Origin of the sequence: Selenomonas ruminantium subsp. lactilytica TAM6421, from assembly GCF_000284095.1 — a bacterium.
Lineage (GTDB): Bacteria > Bacillota > Negativicutes > Selenomonadales > Selenomonadaceae > Selenomonas_A > Selenomonas_A lactilytica.
On sequence record NC_017068.1, the window covers coordinates 2,665,996 to 2,688,847 of the forward strand.

Annotated in this window: 23 protein-coding genes, 6 tRNA genes and 3 rRNA genes; 3 read left to right on the forward strand and 29 right to left on the reverse strand. The window is 45.6% G+C overall.

The genetic code is table 11. The features are described 5' to 3' along the window. The first annotated feature begins 146 nt into the window (after positions 1 to 146). Together SELR_RS12820 and SELR_RS12825 are read left to right on the forward strand one after the other, a co-directional pair. A complete protein-coding gene (locus SELR_RS12820; RefSeq protein WP_041914814.1) occupies positions 147 to 437 on the forward strand; it encodes an ArsR/SmtB family transcription factor in 291 nt (96 codons plus the stop codon). A 21-nt stretch (positions 438 to 458) separates the two neighbouring features. After that, positions 459 to 1,214 carry a C40 family peptidase gene (locus tag SELR_RS12825; RefSeq protein ID WP_014425651.1) on the forward strand — a complete coding sequence of 252 codons (756 nt, stop codon included), beginning with the start codon at positions 459 to 461 and terminating at the stop codon, positions 1,212 to 1,214. A 66-nt stretch (positions 1,215 to 1,280) separates the two neighbouring features. Here SELR_RS12825 and SELR_RS12830 read toward each other — a convergent pair whose 3' ends face one another. From SELR_RS12830 to SELR_RS12975, 29 genes are all read right to left on the reverse strand, one after another. After that, positions 1,281 to 1,538, reverse strand: a complete 258-nt coding sequence (locus tag SELR_RS12830) for a hypothetical protein (RefSeq protein ID WP_014425652.1) — start codon at positions 1,536 to 1,538, stop codon at positions 1,281 to 1,283. A 1-nt stretch (position 1,539) separates the two neighbouring features. Continuing rightward, positions 1,540 to 2,010, reverse strand: a complete 471-nt coding sequence (locus SELR_RS12835) for a DUF3990 domain-containing protein (RefSeq protein ID WP_014425653.1) — start codon at positions 2,008 to 2,010, stop codon at positions 1,540 to 1,542. A 76-nt stretch (positions 2,011 to 2,086) separates the two neighbouring features. Continuing rightward, positions 2,087 to 2,275: a hypothetical protein gene (locus SELR_RS12840; protein ID WP_014425654.1), complete on the reverse strand. Its 189-nt coding sequence runs from the start codon at positions 2,273 to 2,275 to the stop codon at positions 2,087 to 2,089. Between the two features lies 1 nt (position 2,276). Continuing rightward, positions 2,277 to 4,196 (reverse strand): DEAD/DEAH box helicase, encoded by a 1,920-nt coding sequence (locus SELR_RS12845; protein ID WP_014425655.1) that lies wholly within the window; start codon positions 4,194 to 4,196, stop codon positions 2,277 to 2,279. 34 nt (positions 4,197 to 4,230) lie between these two features. After that, positions 4,231 to 5,811 carry a DNA helicase gene (locus SELR_RS12850; RefSeq protein WP_014425656.1) on the reverse strand — a complete coding sequence of 527 codons (1,581 nt, stop codon included), beginning with the start codon at positions 5,809 to 5,811 and terminating at the stop codon, positions 4,231 to 4,233. A 67-nt stretch (positions 5,812 to 5,878) separates the two neighbouring features. Continuing rightward, positions 5,879 to 5,969, reverse strand: a tRNA-Ser gene (locus SELR_RS12855). 7 nt (positions 5,970 to 5,976) lie between these two features. After that, positions 5,977 to 6,052, reverse strand: a tRNA-Trp gene (locus SELR_RS12860). A gap of 13 nt (positions 6,053 to 6,065) precedes the next feature. Beyond that, a tRNA-His gene (locus SELR_RS12865) sits at positions 6,066 to 6,141 on the reverse strand. Positions 6,142 to 6,146: 5 nt separating this feature from the next. Then, positions 6,147 to 6,263 (reverse strand): 5S ribosomal RNA (rrf, locus tag SELR_RS12870). Between the two features lie 68 nt (positions 6,264 to 6,331). Beyond that, a 23S ribosomal RNA gene (locus SELR_RS12875) occupies positions 6,332 to 9,249 on the reverse strand. 162 nt (positions 9,250 to 9,411) lie between these two features. Then, a tRNA-Ile gene (locus SELR_RS12880) sits at positions 9,412 to 9,488 on the reverse strand. Positions 9,489 to 9,492: 4 nt separating this feature from the next. Continuing rightward, a tRNA-Ala gene (locus SELR_RS12885) sits at positions 9,493 to 9,568 on the reverse strand. A 90-nt stretch (positions 9,569 to 9,658) separates the two neighbouring features. Next, positions 9,659 to 11,219: ribosomal RNA gene (locus SELR_RS12890) — 16S ribosomal RNA — on the reverse strand. The 16S, 23S and 5S rRNA genes sit together here with 5 tRNA genes alongside, the layout of an rRNA operon. Positions 11,220 to 11,772: 553 nt before the next feature. Continuing rightward, positions 11,773 to 11,864: transfer RNA gene (locus SELR_RS12900), tRNA-Ser, on the reverse strand. A gap of 116 nt (positions 11,865 to 11,980) precedes the next feature. After that, entirely contained in the window at positions 11,981 to 12,856 is an 876-nt protein-coding gene (locus SELR_RS12905) for an LPP20 family lipoprotein (protein WP_014425657.1), read from the reverse strand. Between the two features lie 157 nt (positions 12,857 to 13,013). Then, on the reverse strand, positions 13,014 to 13,664 hold the full coding sequence (locus tag SELR_RS12910; RefSeq protein WP_014425658.1) for a hypothetical protein: 651 nt from the start codon (positions 13,662 to 13,664) through the stop codon (positions 13,014 to 13,016). A 78-nt stretch (positions 13,665 to 13,742) separates the two neighbouring features. Beyond that, positions 13,743 to 14,678, reverse strand: a complete 936-nt coding sequence (gene metA, locus SELR_RS12915; RefSeq protein ID WP_014425659.1) for a homoserine O-acetyltransferase MetA — start codon at positions 14,676 to 14,678, stop codon at positions 13,743 to 13,745. 11 nt (positions 14,679 to 14,689) lie between these two features. After that, on the reverse strand, positions 14,690 to 15,646 hold the full coding sequence (locus SELR_RS12920; protein ID WP_158645819.1) for a hypothetical protein: 957 nt from the start codon (positions 15,644 to 15,646) through the stop codon (positions 14,690 to 14,692). Positions 15,647 to 15,922: 276 nt separating this feature from the next. Next, the gene (locus SELR_RS12925) at positions 15,923 to 16,396 is read right to left on the reverse strand and encodes a hypothetical protein (protein WP_014425661.1); all 474 of its coding nucleotides are present in this window, start codon (positions 16,394 to 16,396) and stop codon (positions 15,923 to 15,925) included. A gap of 50 nt (positions 16,397 to 16,446) precedes the next feature. Then, entirely contained in the window at positions 16,447 to 16,818 is a 372-nt protein-coding gene (locus SELR_RS17925; protein WP_014425662.1) for a terminase small subunit, read from the reverse strand. A 14-nt stretch (positions 16,819 to 16,832) separates the two neighbouring features. After that, positions 16,833 to 17,669, reverse strand: a complete 837-nt coding sequence (locus SELR_RS12935; protein WP_014425663.1) for a hypothetical protein — start codon at positions 17,667 to 17,669, stop codon at positions 16,833 to 16,835. Positions 17,670 to 17,711: 42 nt separating this feature from the next. After that, entirely contained in the window at positions 17,712 to 18,065 is a 354-nt protein-coding gene (locus tag SELR_RS12940) for a hypothetical protein (protein WP_014425664.1), read from the reverse strand. 374 nt (positions 18,066 to 18,439) lie between these two features. Continuing rightward, the gene (locus SELR_RS12945) at positions 18,440 to 18,733 is read right to left on the reverse strand and encodes a hypothetical protein (RefSeq protein WP_014425665.1); all 294 of its coding nucleotides are present in this window, start codon (positions 18,731 to 18,733) and stop codon (positions 18,440 to 18,442) included. A gap of 86 nt (positions 18,734 to 18,819) precedes the next feature. Next, on the reverse strand, positions 18,820 to 19,089 hold the full coding sequence (locus SELR_RS12950) for a hypothetical protein (protein ID WP_014425666.1): 270 nt from the start codon (positions 19,087 to 19,089) through the stop codon (positions 18,820 to 18,822). Positions 19,090 to 19,111: 22 nt separating this feature from the next. After that, a complete protein-coding gene (locus SELR_RS12955; RefSeq protein WP_014425667.1) occupies positions 19,112 to 19,540 on the reverse strand; it encodes a hypothetical protein in 429 nt (142 codons plus the stop codon). Continuing rightward, positions 19,540 to 20,430, reverse strand: a complete 891-nt coding sequence (locus SELR_RS12960; RefSeq protein WP_014425668.1) for an ATP-binding protein — start codon at positions 20,428 to 20,430, stop codon at positions 19,540 to 19,542. The genes SELR_RS12955 and SELR_RS12960 overlap by 1 nt, the downstream gene beginning before the upstream one ends. Continuing rightward, complete coding sequence (locus SELR_RS17930) at positions 20,423 to 21,559, reverse strand: conserved phage C-terminal domain-containing protein (protein WP_014425669.1); 1,137 nt, start codon at positions 21,557 to 21,559, stop codon at positions 20,423 to 20,425. The genes SELR_RS12960 and SELR_RS17930 overlap by 8 nt, the downstream gene beginning before the upstream one ends. A 39-nt stretch (positions 21,560 to 21,598) precedes the next feature. Further along, positions 21,599 to 21,787: a hypothetical protein gene (locus SELR_RS12970; RefSeq protein ID WP_014425670.1), complete on the reverse strand. Its 189-nt coding sequence runs from the start codon at positions 21,785 to 21,787 to the stop codon at positions 21,599 to 21,601. Positions 21,788 to 21,936: 149 nt separating this feature from the next. Further along, positions 21,937 to 22,140: a helix-turn-helix domain-containing protein gene (locus tag SELR_RS12975; RefSeq protein ID WP_014425671.1), complete on the reverse strand. Its 204-nt coding sequence runs from the start codon at positions 22,138 to 22,140 to the stop codon at positions 21,937 to 21,939. 157 nt (positions 22,141 to 22,297) lie between these two features. Between SELR_RS12975 and SELR_RS17935 the strand changes: the two genes are divergently transcribed. Then, entirely contained in the window at positions 22,298 to 22,801 is a 504-nt protein-coding gene (locus SELR_RS17935) for a helix-turn-helix domain-containing protein (RefSeq protein WP_014425672.1), read from the forward strand. Positions 22,802 to 22,852: the final 51 nt, after the last annotated feature.

The window sequence follows — 22,852 nt, forward strand, 5'->3', positions numbered from 1 at the left end:
ATGGAAAAAATTTATGGTATAATGTAAATTAGCATTATTTTAGGAAGGAACGACATCTTATGTCCGATAAACAGATTGGTGATCTCTGCGACATGTGCGAAATCCACCATATTCACCCTGATAAATTAAAAAACTGCTCCCTCCATATGCTGGATGATAATACCAGCCTGGAACTGGCAGACTTATTCAAAGTGCTTGGCGATAAAACCCGTATAAAGCTTTTATCCTTACTGGCCTCAGAAGACGAACTCTGCGTCTGCGATATAGCCGAATCCCTGAAGATGGGACAATCCGCTATCTCCCACCAGCTCCGGGTGCTCCGTGCGGCCCGGCTGGTGAAATTCCGCAAGGCAGGCAAAGAAGCTTTCTATTCTTTGGACGATGATCATGTGCTGATTCTCATGCACATGGGACTTGACCATGTACAGGAACACTAAATCAGAAAGGACGATATGCCGATGAGTAAACGGATTCTAAAGCGAAGTGCCCTGCTATCCCTGACACTTATGCTGACCGGACAGCTGGCCCTGGCCTCCCCCACACTGCAGGAAGGCTCCCACGGCCATGATGTACTGCTCCTGCAGAAGAAACTGCAGTCCGTAGGCTACAGCATTTCCACCGTGGATGGTGTCTTTGGCTCAGAAACAGAGCGGGCTGTCGCAGAATTCCAGCGGGACAACAAAATCCGTATCACCGGTATCGTCAACAACGCCACCTGGCGCGCTTTGCAAAAAGCCAAAAAAGTAAAATGGGGCACCGATATCGAAAGGCCTAAGCCCCAACCGGAGAAACTTTCTCCCCAGGGGCCATTGGCTCCCAATAACGCCCCCATTCTGGCCCGCAACAAAGTCGGCGATATTCTCCGCACGGCCCGCTCCTATATCGGCGTGCCTTACAGCTTTGGTGGTACCACCCCCAAAGCCTTTGACTGCTCCGGCTATCTCCAATACGTCTTTGCCCAAAATGGCATCCATATCCCCCGTACTGCCGACGAACAGTATAAGCTGGGTTTGCGCACCAATAGCAGCAAACAACTCGTTCCCGGGGATCTCGTCTTCTTCACCACCTACGAACCCGGCGCCTCCCATTGCGGTATATACCTCGGTGATGGCGAATTCATCCATGCCAGCTCCAGCAAGGGAGTAAGGGTAGATGCCCTGTCTGATGATTACTGGGCACCAAGATACCTCGGCGGCAAACATATCGTGAAATAACAAAGACTGGTCATTTGGCCAGTCTTTTTCATATCCACATATAACAATAGTTCAACCAACGTCCGTTTAATGCCAGCAGGAATATCGTTGGCGTTCCTCTGGGGTGCGCGGCCATTTATTGCCATTAACCATGTAATCACACCAATCTTCGACATTATAATGCAAAACATAGGTAGCACTGTCATAGTCCCGACATTTTTCTATCAGACCGCTGCTGCGAATCATTTGCTTGCGATCAGCCCGGGAATATCCCCTATCGCCCAGCATCAGCATTATTGTCCCAAAGAATCTGCGCACTTCTAGTCTAAGTCCCGCAAACAGCATATCAAATCTCCACCTTTCTAATGTCATGGACATTTTTTACTGCTCTTTCTGTAAGCACAACCCACTGCCAACCATTGGTATCCTGCCGAACTTTTTCTATTGCCTGCTCAACAGTCAATTTATTAGCCATATATTTGGCATACATCCGTGACACTCCATAGTCAGCCATTGGTCCATATACACAATCATAGTCCACGCAGACAGGCAGCCTAAGCCGATTTCTTACCACGAACTCAGCCCACTCCTTGTTTGGCTTATCAAATCCCTTGATTATCAACCCGTCTTCGTCTAATTCCATACTCAATACACAAGGAGCAAGCGTTCCCTTGGCCCAGATTATTGCTTGTGTCAATCTAGGCGTAACATAGAACCCTGTACCAAAATCCAACCCTTTGCGCCCTGCTGAAATGTCAATGCCCTTTTGCAGAATCTGTTCCGCACTGAACAAATCTGTACCATGATATAGCTTCATCGCTTCATTCTCCTCTATATCATTATAGCACTTCAAAGTTCTTCATTCAATCTACAAGAATTGGTCAAACATTTGATTACTCTTTTATCTTCGTTCCAATAGGTACTTTTAGATATTTATTCAAATCCTTAGTAGGTATCTTTATCAGGCTGTCATCCTTATCAAGAACATAAAAACCACCATTGTCAAAATCCACTTTGCTGAGTGTTTGCAAATTATTTTTACGAATAAAATTCGCAACTTGTTTTCTATAGGTCTCATTCATATCATTCCACTCCCTTCTTCTCCATTATATTCATCATTTTCCTTACCCAATAAGATTTCTTCCAGACTTTCCTATCTCCCACCACATACAACCGATACTTTGCCCTTGTAACAGCAACATTAACAATATTACTATTCACCCAATTAACTGCTCCGTCTGCTTGTGGAGAACTATCACACCCTAGTACAAATATGACTTCATCAGCCTCCTTACCTTGAAATTTATGAACCGTGCCAATATTGTTATCGCACCACTCACTGATATTTTTCACCGTTGATAATCTGTTTTTTAACAACAGGTTAACTCCATTAACTACAGAGTTAAATGGGCTTATGATATAGATATTGGGATTTTGCGACTTTTGAAAGGCTTGTCGCATCATTTCAACAATATGTTCACCCTGTCTTTGCACGAAATGATCTTTATTGCCTTTTTCACTTCCTGCAATATCAAACCAACAGGACTTGGAATACAAAAAGCCCGCCATTTTATCCTCACTTGGCTCTGCCGTTTGCTTCTTCATTATTCCACCATATGATATTTGATTGGAAATTTCATACATTGGATTGATACACCGGCGATGTACTAAGAGTGGACATCCTATCCATTCTCTCTTTTCGTGTTCCTCCTCATTATTTAGGTATGTCCCCCATCCATTGATAGTATCCGCAAATTTCTGCACAGAAATGCTCTTGTCAATGTATCCTCTGTATAAATCTTCCGTATATGTAGATTTCAGCAAATCTAATTCATCTGTGACTACCGGCTCTACCTGCTTGGGGTCTCCTACAACAATCGCCTTCCGAGCACGAAACAAAGCCCCCAGCGCCATCTGCGGTTCAGCCTGACCTGCTTCATCTACAATCAATGTACCAAAAGTACCTGGTACTTCAACATCACGCAGGAAACGGCCAACAGCAGCAAACGTTGTGGAAATGACAGGCACCAGCAAGCTCAAAGTTTGTAGTAAGGCAGGCATAGCCATCTTGCGGTCAGTAACATGATATGTAATACGATCATTATTCTCTTTGAAAACATCCCATATTAACATTAAGTTTATCAGATTATCACGACAACATTTTGATGATAGCAAAAATTCTTTATGTACCTGCATGGCCAGCCAGAAAAGCTCTTCACGCGCGCGATTATATGCATCGGTAAACCAAGGATTACCTACTTGCGCTTTTGTGCTGATCTTTGTGTCATCAGACAATAGCGCATCCATATAATCATCATCAAAACAAGAAATCTTCTCTGCTTTTATGCTTTCCACCATTTTTTTCTGTTTAATATACTCATTTTCACAGTCTTTTAATTCTGCTTTCGCATGTTCGATTTTTTCTTGTAAGTTAAGCACTTCCTCACGCTGCTTTTCCAATTCGACAAGTTCTTTCCCCAAATATTCTACATATTCATCAATAAAGTGATTAAATTCTCTATTCTTCTCTATATGCCAAAATAATATTTTAAGTCTATGATACTTCTTATTATTCCAAGCCGATATTGACTGTAAAATTTCCTGCTTGCGACTCTCAATATATCCACACCATTCTTCTAATAAAAGTATATCTCTTTTGTCATCAGACTCATTTTCAATAGTTGCAATCAATTTATCAATACGTTCATTATGTTCATTTTTACACCTATGCTTAAAAATTAGGCCTTCATACTGATAAGCCTCTCGCAAATCCATGATTCTTGATAACTTAGTATTTGCAATCTCCCAGCTACGAATAACAGCATAATTCTCTCTTTTCCATTGCTCTGCACTATGATGTAGTTTATCCACTCTATCCTGAGAATCCTTAACCAGTTTGGACAAATGATAAAAATCAGCAACAGCCTTGCAGTTTTCCTCCAGGTGTTTTTGTATGCTCTGCACTTTTTCCCATTGTGATAAAAATTTCTCTCTTGCCTGCAAATAAGATGCTTGCCGTTTTTCGATTAGTTTATTACTAGGAAAAAAAACTATCCTTCAATGGATTAAGTACACACGTCGCAAATTGTCTTACATTTTCCTTTTTCCCCAATGCCGCTGCAATCAGCCCCCACGCCGAATCCTTCGTCCCCAGCAAGTCAGAGGTAAATCTAGAGAAATAAATATCCTTATCCCGTTGCACCTTTCCATTTACCACGAAGTCTTCATATAACAAAGATTTGCTGACATCAAATAGATCTCTTATATGTTTCTGGGCTTCATCATTATCAAAAGAACTAATTATATCTTTCGCTCTAGGCAATTCCTTGCTAATATTTTCAACTGCCGCATTATTGCAGGATGCCACCACAATCCCATAATCATTGATTTTATCATTCTTCAATACAAAGTATCCGCCTTGAACGTATTGATAATATTTTTTATATCCATTCTTCCCATCAATTTGCCCATGAGAGAAATTCCTTACATCAAAAGCATTATCAGGATTTTGATATTCAGCCAGCAGTTTAGCCCGCTCTACAACGTTATTTACTACAATCTCTTTTAACATTGTGGTCTTGCCAGTCCCCGGCGGCCCATTTACGGAAAAAATCGATTGTTGATTATTATTTACGGTAAATAAATTAACTGCAACTTGCTGCATAAATGCTGGCATATACTTAGATGGCCATTTTGCTTGTGGTGCATGATTGACGTTTAAAATAGGAAATAGTTTATGATATAATTCATTTTTAGATAAAGAATTAGCTTTATTAAAAGCAAGATTTGTACGTTCAACAACATCTAAGAATGTAGGTGAATTGATATATGAAACAATGGCTTTTCCCATTTCTGTTTTCCAAAATTCACTACTAGAATCTAAACTTCTCTTGAGCATATCAATATCATCAGCAAAAAAGTTCATACTCAATCCATGATAATCATCTTCACTGACATATTGAGATGCATTAGCTATTTTATAGGAAATTATACAAGAATCTTCCACTCCCACATTATTAGCAAATGCATCTTTCAAGTATCTATCATATAGTTTTTGTTGTAATCTATATATTTCATTTTGAAAAAAACTTACAATTGTTTGGATATTACCGTCATTATCTGTATTAGTAGTTGTACTCGAAAAAGTAGTTTGTTGAATCGTTATTTCCCAATCACTAACACACTTCATATATTTATCATAAGCTAATGACCTATCATTAGCTAACGAATCTATCGCCCATAATAACGGTGATAAAGAGAACGAGTTATCTATATATTTTCCATTGGCGGTAAATTGCATACTTGCCCATGCAATTATATCATTATTACTTCTCTTATCAGGCGCATCAATATCTTTCCCCAATATATCAACAATTCGTTCTACACATTTATTTCTAATCACACTTCCAATATATAATGTGATATTACTGCAAAAATCCATCTTATGCTGTTTTTGAGCTGCAATAACTTGTGAGAGGATATCACCTGTGGGCTGTAAAAGCTCAATATCTTTCACACTATTTTTATTAATTTTCCTTCCCATCTTTGGAAGAGAATCTTGCTTCAACAATTCCAATAGATGCCAATACGACAAAATTATTTGAGCATTATTTATCATCTACAATCCCACCTAAATTATATTAGCAAAAAAGGCCATTGCACTAGCAATGACCTAAATTTACAAGTGGCGGAGTGGAGAGGATTCGAACCTCCGCACCGGTTACCCAGCCTAACGATTTAGCAAACCGTCCTCTTCAGCCTCTTGAGTACCACTCCGTGTATATGGCAGGGGCAGTAAGAATCGAACTCACAACCTACGGTTTTGGAGACCGTTGCTCTACCAATTGAGCTATACCCCTATATATCAAAAAATGGGGCGACTTATGGGGATCGAACCCATGCATGCTGGAGCCACAATCCAGTGTGTTAACCGCTTCACCAAAGCCGCCATGAAACTGGCAACGCCCTATCCTCCCAGTCCGTCTCCAGACAAGTACTTTCGGCGTATGAGTGCTTAACTACTGTGTTCGGTATGGGAACAGGTGGAACCACTCAGCTATCGTCACCAGATATTCAGTTGAGTATGTACTACTCAAAACTATACAGAAGAAATTTCAATGCCAAACATTTTAGTCTTGAAAGATAAGCCCTCGATTTATTAGTATTGGTCCGCTGCATGCCTTACGGCACTTCCACTCCCAACCTATCTACCTTGTCTTCTTCAAGGAATCTTACTGGATTACTCCATGAGATACTTCATCTCGGGACAGGCTTCACGCTTAGATGCTTTCAGCGTTTATCCCTTCCGGACGCAGCTACCCAGCTATGCTTCTGGCGAAACAACTGGTACACCGGCGGTCCGTCCACTCCGGTCCTCTCGTACTAGGAGCAGCTTCCCTCATGTATCTTACGCCCGCGATGGATATGGACCGAACTGTCTCACGACGTTCTGAACCCAGCTCACGTACCACTTTAATGGGCGAACAGCCCAACCCTTGGGACCTGCTTCAGCCCCAGGATGTGATGAGCCGACATCGAGGTGCCAAACCTCCCCGTCGATATGGACTCTTGGGAGAGATTAGCCTGTTATCCCCAGGGTAGCTTTTATCCGTTGAGCGATGGCAATTCCACTCTCATTCCACCGGATCACTAAGCCCTACTTTCGTACCTGCTCGACGTGTCTGTCTCGCAGTCAAGCTCCCTTCTGCCTTTATACTCTTCGCGCGATTTCTGTCCGCGCTGAGGGAACCTTTGGACGCCTCCGTTACTCTTTCGGAGGCGACCGCCCCAGTCAAACTGTCCGCCTGCCACTGTCCCCGAGGTCGTTGCTCTCAGGGTTAGATTCCTAACACGCAAAGGCTGGTATCCCAACATTGACTCCCTAGAACCTGGCGGCTCTAGTTCTCCGTCTCCCAGCTATCCTGTACGTTACATGCCAAAAATCAATGACAGGCTGCAGTAAAGCTCCATGGGGTCTTTCTGTCCAGTCGCGGGTAACCTGCATCTTCACAGGTATTTCAATTTCACCGGGTCCCTCGTTGAGACAGTGCCCAAGTCGTTACACCTTTCGTGCGGGTCGGAACTTACCCGACAAGGAATTTCGCTACCTTAGGACCGTTATAGTTACGGCCGCCGTTTACTGGGGCTTCAATTCCGAGCTTCACCTTGCGGCTGACCCGTCCTCTTAACCTTCCAGCACCGGGCAGGTGTCAGCACCTATACGTCAGATTTCTCTTTAGCAGGCACCTGTGTTTGTGGTAAACAGTCGCTTGGGCTTCTCTTCTGTCGCCGGCTCCAGCTCCATCAGTAAATGACTTCACCAGCTCTGGCCATCCTTCTCCCGAAGTTACGGATGCATTTTGCCGAGTTCCTTAACGAGGGTTTTCCCGCGCACCTTAGGATTCTCTCCCCGCCTACCTGTGTCGGTTTTGGTACGGGTACATGTCGTCTCGTTAGAAGCTTTTCTTGGCAGTGTAGTACGTCTGAATTTGATGCATCCCGAAGGATTTATCTATCTATCGGTTCTCAGCCTTTCAGTGTGGGGATTTGCCTCCACACCAGCCTACCGCCTTCGACTGGCATTTCCATTCGCCAGCTCAGACTCCTTGCTGCGTCACTCCATCCTCAAACAACTCCATGCAGTACAGGAATTTTCGCCTGTTGTCCATCGCCTACGCTTGCTGCCTCGGCTTAGGTCCCGACTTACCCTGGGACGACGAGCGTTGCCCAGGATCCCTTAGGCTTTCGGTGGGCCAGATTCTCACTGGCCGTTTCGCTACTCATACCGGCATTCTCACTTCCATGCGCTCCAGCTGTCCTTCCGGTCAACCTTCAACGCCCATGGAACGCTCCCCTACCCATGCTTGCGCATGCCGCGACTTCGGTTCTGTACTTGAGCCCCGGATATTTTCGGCGCAGGGCCTCTCGACCAGTGAGCTATTACGCACTCTTTAAATGGTGGCTGCTTCTGAGCCAACATCCTGGTTGTTTAGGAAGTCCTACATCCTTTTCCACTTAGTACAGCATTGGGGACCTTAGTCGGCGGTCTGGGCTGTTTCCCTCTTGAATACGGGTCTTATCACTCGCATTCTGACTCCCAGGTTCTTCTCATAAAGCCATTCGTAGTTTGACTGGAGTTGGTATCCATTACAGACCCGCGTCCGATCAGTGCTCTACCGTCTTTATGTGTCGCCTGAGGCTAGCCCTAAAGCTATTTCGGGGAGAACCAGCTATCTCCACGTTCGATTGGCATTTCACCCCTATGCACAGCTCATCCCAAAGTTTTTCAACACTCACGGGTTCGGCCCTCCACTCATTTTTACCTGAGCTTCAGCCTGGCCATGCATAGATCACTGTGGTTTCGGGTCTAATCCATGTAACTTGCGCCCTGTTCAGACTCGCTTTCGCTTCGGCTCCGTGTCTTCCACTTAACCTCGCTACATAAATTAACTCGCCGGTTCATTCTTCAATAGGCACGCCGTCGCTCATATAAAGAGCTTCGACTGCTTGTAGACATACGGTTTCAGGTTCTATTTCACTCCCCTCCCGGGGTTCTTTTCACCTTTCCCTCACGGTACTATGCGCTATCGGTCGTTCCGTAGTATTTTGCCTTGGATGGTGGTCCACCCTGCTTCCCACAAGGTTTCACGTGTCTCGTGGTACTCTGGATACCGGCCCATTGGACAACTTTTCGCTTACGGGGGTTTCACCTTCTGTGCCGCTCCTTCCCAGAAGCTTCAGCTAAATTGTCTTCCTTTTATGCCGGTCCTCAACCCCGGTCGTCCGAAGACGTCCGGTTTGGGCTCTTCCCTGTTCGCTCGCCGCTACTGAGGGAATCTCTTTTGATTACTTTTCCTCCGGTTACTTAGATGTTTCAGTTCACCGGGTGTGCCTCCTAGAAACTAGGTAATACGACATAACTCGTATTGGGTTGCCCCATTCGGACATCCATGACTCACAGCCTACTTGCGGCTCCTCATGGCTTTTCGCAGCTTATCGCGTCCTTCATCGGCTCGGAACGCCTAGGCATCCACCATATGCCCTTGGTAGCTTAACTTTCGTTGCTATAAGGTATCACATATTGTGATGTCTATGCTTTAGAATCCTAAAATGTTCGTTCAACCTTCTGTTTACACTGTCGTGTAGACCATTGGTTAAAATTGATACATTTTGATTTCTTCTGTGTAGTTTTCAGTGTACATATACCATTTGTTTTTAATGGTGGGCCTAAATAGACTTGAACTATTGACCTCACGCTTATCAGGCGTGCGCTCTAACCAGCTGAGCTATAGGCCCATAATGGTGGAGACGAGGAGAATCGAACTCCTGACCCCCTGCTTGCAAGGCAGGTGCTCTCCCAGCTGAGCTACGCCCCCATTATGGTATTCATTTTTAGAGAGAGTATTCTCTCAAAACTAGACAATGCAAAAGCCAAATGCTCCGACCTAAGACTTTGTAATCCTTAGAAAGGAGGTGATCCAGCCGCACCTTCCGATACGGCTACCTTGTTACGACTTCACCCCAGTCATCGCCCCCACCTTAGACGGCTGCATCCTTGCGGTTTGCCCACCGGCTTCGGGTGTGAATGACTTCCGTGGTGTGACGGGCGGTGTGTACAAGGCCCGGGAACGTATTCACCGCTGTATGCTGACCAGCGATTACTAGCGATTCCGACTTCATGCAGGCGGGTTGCAGCCTGCAATCCGAACTGGGAGATGGTTTATGGGGTTCGCTTGCCCTCGCGGGTTCGCTGCTCTCTGTCCATCCCATTGTAGTACGTGTGTAGCCCAGGACATAAGGGGCATGATGACTTGACGTCATCCCCGCCTTCCTCCGCGTTGTCCGCGGCAGTCTCATTTGAGTTCCCACCATAACGTGCTGGCAACAAATGATAGGGGTTGCGCTCGTTGCGGGACTTAACCCAACATCTCACGACACGAGCTGACGACAGCCATGCACCACCTGTTTTCGTGTCCCCGAAGGGAGGGATCTATCTCTAGATCTTTCACTCAATGTCAAGCCCTGGTAAGGTTCTTCGCGTTGCGTCGAATTAAACCACATACTCCACCGCTTGTGCGGGCCCCCGTCAATTCCTTTGAGTTTCAGTCTTGCGACCGTACTCCCCAGGCGGAATGCTTATTGCGTTAACTCCGGCACAGAAGGGGTCGATACCTCCTACACCTAGCATTCATCGTTTACGGCGTGGACTACCAGGGTATCTAATCCTGTTCGCTCCCCACGCTTTCGAGCCTCAGCGTCAGTTACAGTCCAGAAAGCCGCCTTCGCCACTGGTGTTCCTCCTAATATCTACGCATTTCACCGCTACACTAGGAATTCCGCTTTCCTCTCCTGCACTCAAGAAAGACAGTTTCAATCCCATCACGGGGTTGAGCCCCGCACTTTTAAGACTGACTTGCCTTCCCGCCTGCGCTCCCTTTACGCCCAATAATTCCGGACAACGCTCGCCACCTACGTATTACCGCGGCTGCTGGCACGTAGTTAGCCGTGGCTTCCTCGACGGGTACCGTCATTGCGAAAAACTATTCGCATTTCGCACATTCGTCCCCGTCAACAGAGCTTTACGAGCCGAAACCCTTCTTCACTCACGCGGCGTTGCTCCGTCAGGCTTTCGCCCATTGCGGAAGATTCCCCACTGCTGCCTCCCGTAGGAGTCTGGACCGTGTCTCAGTTCCAATGTGGCCGTTCATCCTCTCAGACCGGCTACTGATCGTCGCCTTGGTAGGCCGTTACCCCACCAACTAGCTAATCAGACGCAGACCCATCGCAAAGCGATAGCTTACAAGTAGAGGCCATCTTTAATCAGTCTCCCATGCGGGAATCTGACAACATTCGGTATTAGCAGTCCTTTCGGACTGTTGTCCCCATCTTTGCGGCAGGTTGTCTACGCGTTACTCACCCGTTTGCCACTCGGTTCTCAAAAGCAAGCTTTCAATCACCTCGTTCGACTTGCATGTGTTAAGCACGCCGCCAGCGTTCGTCCTGAGCCAGGATCAAACTCTCCATAAAATTTATGAAGAACCTTGATTGGCTCTCAATTATCTATTAAAGAAATTGCCGATTGCTATGTTGTTCATACCAATCGATGTTTTGTTAAGAAGTAAAAACTTCTTCAAACATCTGGCTTAATCATGTTGCATGATTATTTTGCATTGTTTAGTTTTCAAAGAACAATCTTGTGAAGCGCTTCTTTCGAAGTGCCTGTCGCTTCAAGCGACTCATTTATCTTATCACTATCAGATCAGCTTGTCAAGAACTTTTTTGAAGTTTTTTCGAAGCTTTTTGGAACGTCCCAGCGGCCTGCCACTCAAGGCTTGCTTGGCTGTTTCGTTGCCGTATCTGTCAGCGACTTGTATTATATTACACGAGTTCACCTCACCTGTCAACACCTTTTTTAAACTTTTTTCGGTTTTTCTCCAAGGGTTCTCCAAAAGTTCCCTCGGCGTCTTTGTACTGAGCTGCGATGTACGCACAAGCCCCCTTTTGTTCGCAGTTCTTTTTACTGCCAGCGCCCAGTATGCAAAAAAGGCACTACCCAAAGGTAATGCCTATCATTTCATAATGGCGGAGTGTGAGAGATTCGAACTCTCGATACAGCGTTCACCGTATACACGCTTTCCAGGCGTGCTCCTTCAACCACTCGGACAACACTCCGTGTGCTCTCTAAACGAAAGCTATTCAGTTCGTCGCTCGCGTTTCCCGCCTGCAACGATAATTAGTTTAGCATCATAGCAATCATCTGTCAAGCACTTTTTTATATTTTTTTCAAATTATCTCAGGAACACCACATTCGTAGCATCCAGGAAGTGCGTAGCACCATTCTCGATCAGGACACGATTGGCATCTGCCAGGGACAATACCGGCGTACCACCATGATTCTCCACTGCCACAGCTCTTACCACCAACGGATGGCTGCCTGCACGTTCTGCGCCAGCCATATCCCTTGCATAAGAAGCCATGCCTTTTTCGATTACCTTATCATAATCCAGGTTCTTATAGCCATAAATCGGGCTGCCATTTTCGTTCTTGATAACAGGGCTCATAACCGGTTTCAAGCCCAAACCACGGCAATCCACTACCAGCCCCGTAAAATTGCCGATTGCTCTGCCATCGGGAGCTGCTGCTGCAGACGAGCTGGTCCAGCCGCCATTATCATGGGTTTCCACCGGTGCCGGCAGTACATCCGGAACCTGTGCAGGGAACGCTTCAATCCGCGCGGGGCGTTCAATCACAGCACTGGCCAAAGACGATACACCAAACAGAGGCACTTCCATGGTCACCTCATAACCGCCATCACTGGTGCGGCCTTCCGACACAATACGGGCGCCACGGATTGTTGCCTGTACTCTGGTTTTGACCACATCACTCTGCACGGCTGCCATATCAACGGTCGTTTCCGCATTGACATTGACACCGCCCACATACTCTGCCAGCTGTCGATAAGCATCTGTAATTGCCGCTCTTCTGGCCATCATGCGGGCTTGAGCAATTGTGCGCGCTCCGGCCGGTGCCACACCACCGCCTGTAGCCCGGATCACATTGCTGTTCCAGTCCACATGCTCTGCCGCCAGTACCGAGGCCATGGTCGCCACGAGCATAGCAGCCACCAGCCCCATCAATCCAAATACCTTTGCTAATCTGTTCATCACAATCCCTCACTTTACAAAACGATTTCCCTGCTATCATTTTAGCATTTTCCAACGCAAATCAAAATGATTTCCGCCGCTTTTCTATCAGTAATATCGCATTGAAAGATTAAAACTTCATTGAAATCAGATTAAAATTTGATTAAAATTGCTCAGGTCAACGGCTTTTTTTCTTATCACTGCCATTTCCCTCAGCCTTGGCCTCTTTTTCCGCCTTTTTCAGCTCTGGATTCTTCAGATGCGCAAGTTTTTTCTTCACATCATCGGTAACTTTCGCTTTTTTTACCTTCTCGGTACGATCCACCAGTTCGTCAATATGAGCATAAGCATATTTCAGGATGGTTCGATAAAAAATACCATCAACATCCTTCTCCGATAGATCCGCAATCTTCACGGCCTTATCGCTGGTAGTCACTGAGAGTACTCCCCATTCGGAATCAAGGTCTTCATGCTTATAGACCGTTACTGTGCCCTTATCAAGATCAAATCGCAAATATTCAGCCGTACCTACCAGGTCATTATAGCCTTCCATTGGAAGCATCTTCCAACGGCGTTTGGCCTGCACATCTTGAATCTGCACCAGATCATAAGTCTTCAATACCGGTACCAGCACGATATTGGCATCCAGTTTCCCCTGACTGTCCTGCCCAAAATACATCTGCTGTTTATTGAAGAAATAATTCTGACGGGAAGTAGACTGCACCCACTGATAGATTTCTGGCGAAATCACCTCTTCGGCACTGCCCTGCGGCTGAGCTACAAACAGTATAGCCGCAGCTAAAAGGCCTGCGCCCCATCTCATTTTCATAGATAATCCCCCTACTTCTTTATTTATAATGTATCTATTTTACACCTCTTAACTGAAAAAACGCTGAAACACGTATTCTTAATCGTCCTGTTCCTTATAGAGTTCATCCAATTCATAAGGAGTTTCCTGATAAACATAGTAATTCAGCCAATTGGCAAACAGCAAATGAGCCACACTGCGCCAACGTACAATGGGCTGCTGTGTAGGATCATCATTCGGGTAATAATTCTGCGGAATCTTCGGATTCAGACCAGCCTTAAAGTCACGATCGTATTCCTGCTTCAACGTCGTAGGATCATACTCTGCATGACCGGTGATGAAAAACTGCCGCTTCTCCAGATTGGCAATGATGTAGGGGCCAGCAACGCCTTCCGCTTCAGCCAGAATAGTTAGTTCCGGAACTTTCAGGATATCTTCCTTGTGCTCCTCCGTATGACGGGAATGAGGCACGTAAAAGACATCATCGAAGCCCCGCAGAAGCTTTTCATGTTCCACGCAAAGATGATGCGGGAACACGCCAAAAATCTTCTCGGGCACCTGATACTTAGGAACGCCATAATGGTAGTAAAGCCCAGCCTGAGCCCCCCAGCAGATATGGAATGTAGAATAGACATGTTTCTTGCTCCATTCCATGATTTCTGCAATCTCATCCCAATAGGCGACTTCCTCAAAGGCCATATTTTCCACAGGAGCACCCGTGATGATCATGCCATCATATTTCTTGTGGCGCACCTCGTCAAAGGTACCGTAGAATTGCGCCAGATAGTCCATCGACGTATGACTGGGCGTATAACTCTCGGTATAAATGAAGTCTACTTCTACCTGCAGCGGCGTATTACCCAATAAACGTAAAAGCTGGGTTTCCGTAATATATTTAATCGGCATCAGATTCAGAATGAGAATCTTCAACGGGCGAATATCCTGACTGTATGCCCGATCCGCATCCATCACAAAGATATTTTCCCCTTCGAGAATATGCGTTGCTGGCAACGCATTGGGTATCTTAATTGGCATAGAATCTCCCCTTAATCCAAACCATAACGGTGTACCCAGGCGCTATGGTTTTCCACATAATTTCTCAATTCAATGATATAACGATATTCCTCACTTGCCCGGCTCACCATACGATATTGGCCATCAATGGCAGCATCCAGAGACTTCCAGCCATCTTTCGGTGTCCAATATTTACCTGCTATAGCCTTTTCCGTGGCCTGGGGCAAATTGACTGCAACCTTGAGGAATTTGATTTCCATGACCTGACCATTGGCATCCTTGACTTCCTGCCACTGCCAGAACACCAGATTGCTCCCTTGCATACGCATAGTGGAGGTATCTGCTTTGATATGAGTGTAAATCCCTTCCGGTGAAGTGGAGTCAAATACCGTCAGCCAACGGTTCTTCGCCTTGACGCGCTCCATTTCCTTGTTCTGATGGAATGCCTGATCGACAGCAGCGGCATAATAGGCTTCGTTGAATTGCTGTGAGTTGATTTCCCGTTCCTTGGCTGCCGGATTGGCCTCCGACCAAATCACATCCCCATTGGCATTATAGAAATGCTCCGCTACGCACTGCACGGTACGATATTGGGGCTTAATCACCAGCTGTGCCGTACTGAAAGAGAGCTGGGACGGATCCGGGAACTTTTCGCTGAGCCCATAAGCTGCCAAAGTTTCCTGGGCACCGCCATAGCTATAAGAAGTTTTCGTCCAGACCTGTACCTCTGTGGGCACCTTGCCCCTGGCTGTTTCCACAGTACGCGTTATAACCACGGACTCCGGATCGAAATACTTGCTGTAATTGTCATCCGAGGCCAGCCAATACCACTGCTCCTTGGCAGGATTTTCCTTCTCCGTCTTGTTTTCTGCAGCAGCCGTCTGGTGCTCAAAATCAATTTGTACAGCTTGTGCAGGCTGAGGATTTCCCACAACAAAGGAACCTGCCAACAGACTCAGTCCGATCAATTGATACATTCGTTTATCCATAGTGTTCACCTCATGTTTAATCTCCTGTATTTTCAAACTTACTTCTCATTTTAACGTATTTTTACCCATTGGGCAACAGTAACAGACCTTTAACACAATGCCCAATCCCCTGTGTAGCTCAGCACTGAGGCCCAAAATGGCTTGAGTGATAACTCAGCGCAAAATTGCGCCCAGCAAGCGACCGCCCCACACCCCGCCTAATAGCCCTATTTCCCCTTTTAGGTATAAACTATCAGACTATGCACCAAACGCCGTCAGCGGTCAAATATAGACGAATCAGCGCACCATTGAATTATAATCACTTGCAGCATATCCATAAAGCACAAAGGCGGCCTTGTCTAGTATCCGCATTGATAACTCCCGCCCCCATTTTTCTGTGATACATAAATCTAAGCAAACTTTAGACAGCATTTCCCCGCCAATAAAACGCCTGGTCAATATCTCCTTGTTCTCCCCGGTCAATGTATTTATAAGGCTGTCAATTTTCCTTTTTGCAAGCTGCAGCCGCTTATTTTCAATGTTCAATCTGTCAATTTCCCTCTTTATCTTTCCATGCTTTTCTGCTTGTATCTCCACCGGCGAAACATGATCCCCGCCTCCTGGCACTCCTTCAAGGTTGCTTGTGCTGATTTTGACAAGCTCGGCCTGTTCGGTCAGATACTCAATTTCATCCTTTATATTCTCAATCCGTGCCAAAAATAAATTATAGTTTTTCAAGTCATTCTTTGCCATTGCCCTGTATTTATTCATTTCAGCACTCCCATAAACAAAAATAAGGAGGGATTTTCGCCCCTCCTTTATTACATTTCTATTGTTCCGCCGTTCCAGTCATCAATGATTATCACAGTATCATTGCTGCTGGTATCCTCAATAGGGAATCTACGTTGCAGGATATTTGCCGCCGCTACCCTGTCACGGGTTTTTGAACCGGGTATTTTGCCACGCAAGACGGCCGTCAAGAACTCCTGTACCTCCTGCAGGTCTGCTATGGAGTCTTTTCTTTGTTCCTCAAGGGCTTTGTCTACCGCTTCCCTTACTTCAGGGATTTTCATCAGTTGATAGCCCTTTTTATTTGCCGTCTTTTCGCTATACCCAGCACGGCGGGCGGCCTCAGTAGCATTACCACAAGCCGCCATCTCCTGCACAAACCTTGCACGCCGTGCCGTCAGCATACTACCGCCCCCAATCAGGTTAACGGCTGGTAGTAAATGGCCTTTGCTTTGTTGTCCATCACAAAGGCGTCAAAGTAGAAACGGCCTTCTACAAGGCTGCCACTAATCCCCGGCGGATCCTGGTGGATTTTATAATCAGTCATTTTCAAAGGTGCTACTGTTGCGCACGGGTGAGCAATCATAAAGCCGAATTTTTCCGGCAGGCGGGCAGCAGGTACTTTGATAATATTAAGGCCGTCAAGGTTCGCGATAACGCCCTTCAAGCGCATATCCTGCCCCTGCTCGGTCTCCATAACAATATCCTTGCACTTCTTCATAATGTAATATACATCAGGAGTAACCACAAGGCAGCGGCCTGTTTCCGGCACGTCGTAATTATCCAGCGTGTTACTGCCATCAAGAATTTTATCCAGGATATTTGTAGCGTTAAGCGTAGCAGCCGCCGCGCTGGTGCCTGCCCCTGCTACCATCTTGCTGTAGATATGGGTATCAATTTCCGGGATAACTACCTCGCGAATCTGCCGCGCCAAGGCTTTATCTGCCGCAATGCTATGCCCAGTTTCGTCAACGTCCATCTTGTCCACCGCAAAAGTAAAAGAACGGTCTTTCGTGAGCGTGAAAGTCTCAATATCGGTATCAATTCCCTGTATCTCCCCGTAGCGGCTGCCTGTTAAGCCCGTGCCTGTCCCTGCACGATCATAATCAGTAGTTTCCACAGTAGAGACTTTGTAAATTTTTACAGTCTTTGCTCCATCAAAGGAAAAGTCTTTATTTGTGAGCAAGCTGATTTTGCTTTCACGGGTAAAAAGCTCGTCAACATAGGGTTTATATTCAGTAACTAAATTTACCATGTCTTAAATCCTCCAATCAGTTTCCTGCTGGAAGGTGGGGAGTTAATGCGCTCCGACTTCCTCCGAATAGTTACGGCCGCTAGGCAGGCCAAACGCTTCCCTAATTGAGTCTTTGGGCTTTACGTTTCCGCTGCCGCTATTCGGATTATAACCGGGCTTTTGTATTCTCTCTCCGCCCCCCAGCAATTCTATACTTTGCATAAGTGTTTCTTCGCTGTCATATTTCAGAGCGTTGGCCAGGTCAGGATTAAAACCTTTTTCTTTTAGAATCCCCCGCGCTTTTTCATTGAGCATTTTTGCGGAAAATTCCTTCTCCATTTTTGCCCGTTCTTCCTTCAATCGGCTAGAAACAATTTTATTTACTTCTTCCTGAGTGAATGTTTTTTCATTCTCCATTATATATACCTCCATTTTACGCCCTAGAGTTGGCTTGATTTTTAGCAAAATAAAAAGCGCGGGTATATCAAAGTTATGGGTACTAAACCTTGATATATTTCCCGCGCCTCAGCTGGCTACCCTTACAATTTAAGGTGCATAAAACTGTAAGATGGTACTTTTATTTTGCTATGTATTATTATAGCATTTTGGCGGTTTTTCTTCAAACAAATAACCACAGATTTTTTTACATAAACAGAAAACAGGTGATTAACAATCCTCCGCCAATAGAGGGCGAAGGGCTAATCACCTGTTTGAACAAGCAGCCGCCACTCGCCCACCAATAAAGGGCAGACGCACCTGCTTACTTGTTCACCTATATTATATCACATTTTTTATTTATTCTCAAAGTGTGTATTTAGGCTTTTATCCCTTCTACCCAAACTATTCTCTATTCTATCCAATCGGCGGTTAATAGCTCGCACACCTGCCGCCATCTCTTTCGCCTTAATCCGTTCCGTTTCCTGCTCCGTCCTGGTGGTCATGTACAGGCGTTTTCTGCCGTGCTGGTCTACCTCCTGCCCCTGCTTTATTCTCATCGAATAAGGCGCGGCCTCCTTCATGATCATCTTTTTGTAGGTGTTTACCTGCTTTTGTTCATCCGGGGAATAGCTGAATGTGATCTTCATTTCTCATACCTCCAATAACTACCGGGGAGAGCCAACGCCCGCCCCGGCTTTTTCAAATCCCTACTTTTGTCTACCTGCTGCCCTGCTTAATCTTCCCGGCTGGCCTCTTCGCACTCCTGCAGTGCCTTCATGTAGTCATTAAAGGCCTTGTCAACGTCCGGGACTTTATGCACCCAGCTAATTATTGCGCGATCCATAGCAAACATCATCAAATATTCACTATGCAGTTCCAGCAGCTTCATAATGCGCGGATCGCCGTAGCTTTCCAGCTCCTTTTCGATTTTCGTCATATGGTCTGCTGCGTTCATCATGTCGCAGAATCTTTCCTCTACCGTCAGTTCTTTTTTCTCACTCATTGTATAATCTCCTTCCCTTCCATTAGTGGCGGATTTTTCCGCTGCCAATCTCACGGCCGAATTTTCGGCTATGAACCCGTTCACGTTCCAAACGCTGGCCATCACAACGCCCCAACAGGTAACAGTCAAGCCCTAAGAAAAATCTTTTCTGTTTTGCGCTGCCGCCGTAAACATCACGCCTGTTTGACTCAATCACCCGGTCAATGCGCTTTAGGGTATCTTCCCCAGGAATCACCTGCTGCTTGACGATAAAGGAATCACGATCCAGCACTACGGCAGGACGTACCTGTTTAGTCGGCTTGCCCAATGTCCCCGCCTGGCTACGCTGGTAAACGTCCACAGCAGAAGCCATACAACGCAATGTTACCCGGTCAACCTGCCCCAACATATCCGCAAGGGCTTTTCTTGCTTCATCATCCGTCATATTCTCAAAATTATCCATTATGGTCATTATTTTGCCCTCCTCAGTCTGATGTTACCGCCTGTTACCTCGACAAATTCCACCATGTCCACAATACGGCTATATAACCGTTCGCCGTACCTTGTGCCCAGCTGCAGCGGTGTTAGGTTGCTAGTGGCCATTATCGGCTTATTATTCGCATATCGTGAGTCGATAATCTCAAATAGCTGGCTTGCCGCCCAATCTGTAGCCTGCTCCGTGCCTAAATCATCAATGGCTAATATTGCTACCTCTTGATAATCATGCAGAATTTTAGAAGTCAACTTATTATCACCAAACGACCTCTTTATATCGCCTATAATCTTGCTTACAGGCACATAGATAGCGGCTTTTTCCATCTCGTGCAGTTCGTTCACACATCCGGCCAATAAATGGCTTTTCCCTGTCCCCGGCTTGCCGTAGAATATAACACCGTCTCCCATGATCTCGCCGAATCGCTCCCAGGCTTTCAGCTGGCCTTGTGTATGTGGGTTATATTTGCCGCTGAATCTGTCCGGGACAGGATAGCGATAGTTTAGACCGTTTACAATGCTTTGGTGTCGTTCTTTTGCTTCCTGAAGCCGTTTTTCCTCATCCCGCCTTGCTTTTTCAGCTTTATACAGCTGCCATTGTTCCGGGATGGTTTCGGCGGGGAGATTTTGGATTTTCTCCCATGATCCTAATAATGAGTCATTCTCCCCCATTATGGCTACATTGAGTTTCAACATGGCAGGAAATACTTTACTTATAGCCGGCATAAGTATTTCCAGGTCTGTCACTCCTTCCAGCACCTTAAGGGCATTTTTGAAAACTTCTACCTCCTGCCCTGCTGGTGCTATCTTATTCCCTCCCCACTCCAGCCAATCAGCCGGGCTTTTTACATCACTCAGATATTTAATCAAGGTTAAACCTCCTGTTATACTCCATCATTTGATCTTCATTGCTATCATAGTCAAGATAGGCAGGTTTCTTCTCCTTTACGTACTCTTTGAACTTATCAGCCCTAAACAATGTTTGCGGCCTTAAGTATTGCTCACACTTCGTGCCGATCCATTTAGCAGCCTTTATCTCTATCACCTTCTTAATATCTTCTTTGGTGTACCCTGAATTGAACAGGTCAGTTATTAGCTTTACGGTTTCTTTTTCCGTATGGTCATAGTGTTTATCTGCTTTGAAATTAAGATATACGACTATTTCTTCTATGAGATAGGGCGGAACGCCCTTTTCGTTCTTGTCATCACCATCTTTCTGTACTTCCCAAGGTTTAGGTCTGTTCTTAACTTCTTCGATGTCAGCAAGTAGCTGCTTGAAGCTCTCAGAGCGTTCACCGCCTTTTTTTCGTTGAGTTACTGCCTCATTATCCTCTTTGAGAGGGTAGAACGACAACCACCCGCGCATTATGGCCTCATTGATAATCTTGACCTGCTTTGTATTGTCATCAGGTGCAAGCTCCTGCAGCTTATTTAGTAGCAGCTTTTCCTGTCTTGCCGTCTTTATGGGGCTTTTACCCCCCTTCCTCACTTTGGCATACTCCACAAGAGCCTCTTTTACTTCTCCATCAGGAAGAGAAGAGAAAGGAATCCAGGAAGGGGCTTTTTTGCCCCGCCTCTTTTTTGTTTCTTCTCTTGTATCTTCTCTTGTTTCTTTTTCTTTTCTTTGTGTATCATTTTGATACTGGTGCGGTATCGGATTGATACTGGTGCGGTAACTTTCTGATACTGGTGCGGTATCATTTTGATACTGGTAACAATTTGATACTGGTATCATTTTGTTACTGGTTTTTAGTTTCCAGCCTTTACCACTTGAGACTACCTTTGTTATATATCCATTTTTTTCTAAAGCAGCTACTTCGCGTTTTATTGTGATGGTTGACACTCCCAAAATATCTGCCATGTTTGCGGCACTTTCAGTACAAGCCCCATAACTCCCCTGTTCTCGAAAGGAGATAAGGCCGTATATCATTTTACTAATAGGCGTTAGTTCTCTTTGGGGCAATACCACCGCCGGAATAAACAGCCCTTTAACATCCATAAATTTCCTACCTTCCCAGGGAAGAACCACCGCGTAAATTCATACTACTTGTTTAACCTCTCCTTTTTCCTTCACTTCCAAGGCTAAGCCGTGCTCCTGCCCCCATATTTTTACTAGGCTATTCCATACGTTTTGTGCTAAAATAAAATCGGAATTGCTACCGTGCAAAGTTTCAATTCCTGCCCCTGCTGGTGCTGCTACACCTGTAGGGGCTTTTTTTGTTGCCATAAAATCAACCTCCTTAGATCTGAAAACGAAAAATTACGTTCTCAAAATCCAAAATTGGATTTTCAAAACTTCTTGTGGTTACGTCAGGCCATATCTTTCTTGCGTTTACCCGCCGCCGCGCCGTTGTAGCATGGGCTTTTATTGCCCGGTCAATCCTCGTCAATGACTATGGAAGTCAAGGGAACGCCCAAGGCTTTGGCAAGGCCGCCTATCTTATCAAGGCGTGGGCGTGTTCCGTGGTTTAACCATAGGTTGAGCGTTGGCGTGGCGACTCCCGACTTTTCAGCCAAGGCGCGAATCGTCAGCCCTTCCATGGCCATCATGAATTTTACCTTCTTGACGTTTAGATCCATTATCTCACCTCCTAAAATGTGAGTTTCTCAAATCCTCACACCTATATAATAAGCAAAACTCAAATACTTGTCAATAAAGAAATAAGAGTTTTTCATGTTTTTGCTTGTATTTTATTTGAGTTTATCATATTATATATATTGAAGGAGTGTATATAATATGAGCTTTCAGAATAACCTAAGGCAATATAGGGAAAAACTAGGCATAACAGCAAAAGACTTCGCCGCCCAGCTAGGCATTAATTACGGAACTTATGCAGGATATGAAACTCAAGGACGTGAACCCAAATACAACGTGCTATGTAAAATAGCTGCCGCACTCAATGTGTCCATAGATGACCTAATCGGCCATACAGAGCATGATTTTGAATATTGGCAAGGCTTTCTTATGCGCTTAGGGCTAATTATTGCGCCGCTTGAGAGTGGTAAGATTGCTATTCTAAGCAGAGAGCCAAAAGACGAAAATGACACCGGCACAGTATTAGGTTCTTTTCCTCCAGGGGAGTTTTTGGCCATGATGGAGAAAATCGCGCCAACGGCAGAGAGAAAAGCCCGCGATACCGTGCGCAACAATGTTGAAATAGCTATACAGCAGGCTTTCCATGAACAAATAATGAATGACGAAATACAGCGTATTGCAAAAAGTATTAAAACAAAGAACTAACGACTGTCCCCAAAATTGGGGACATCTCCCCTTCCTGTGGTTACGTCAGGC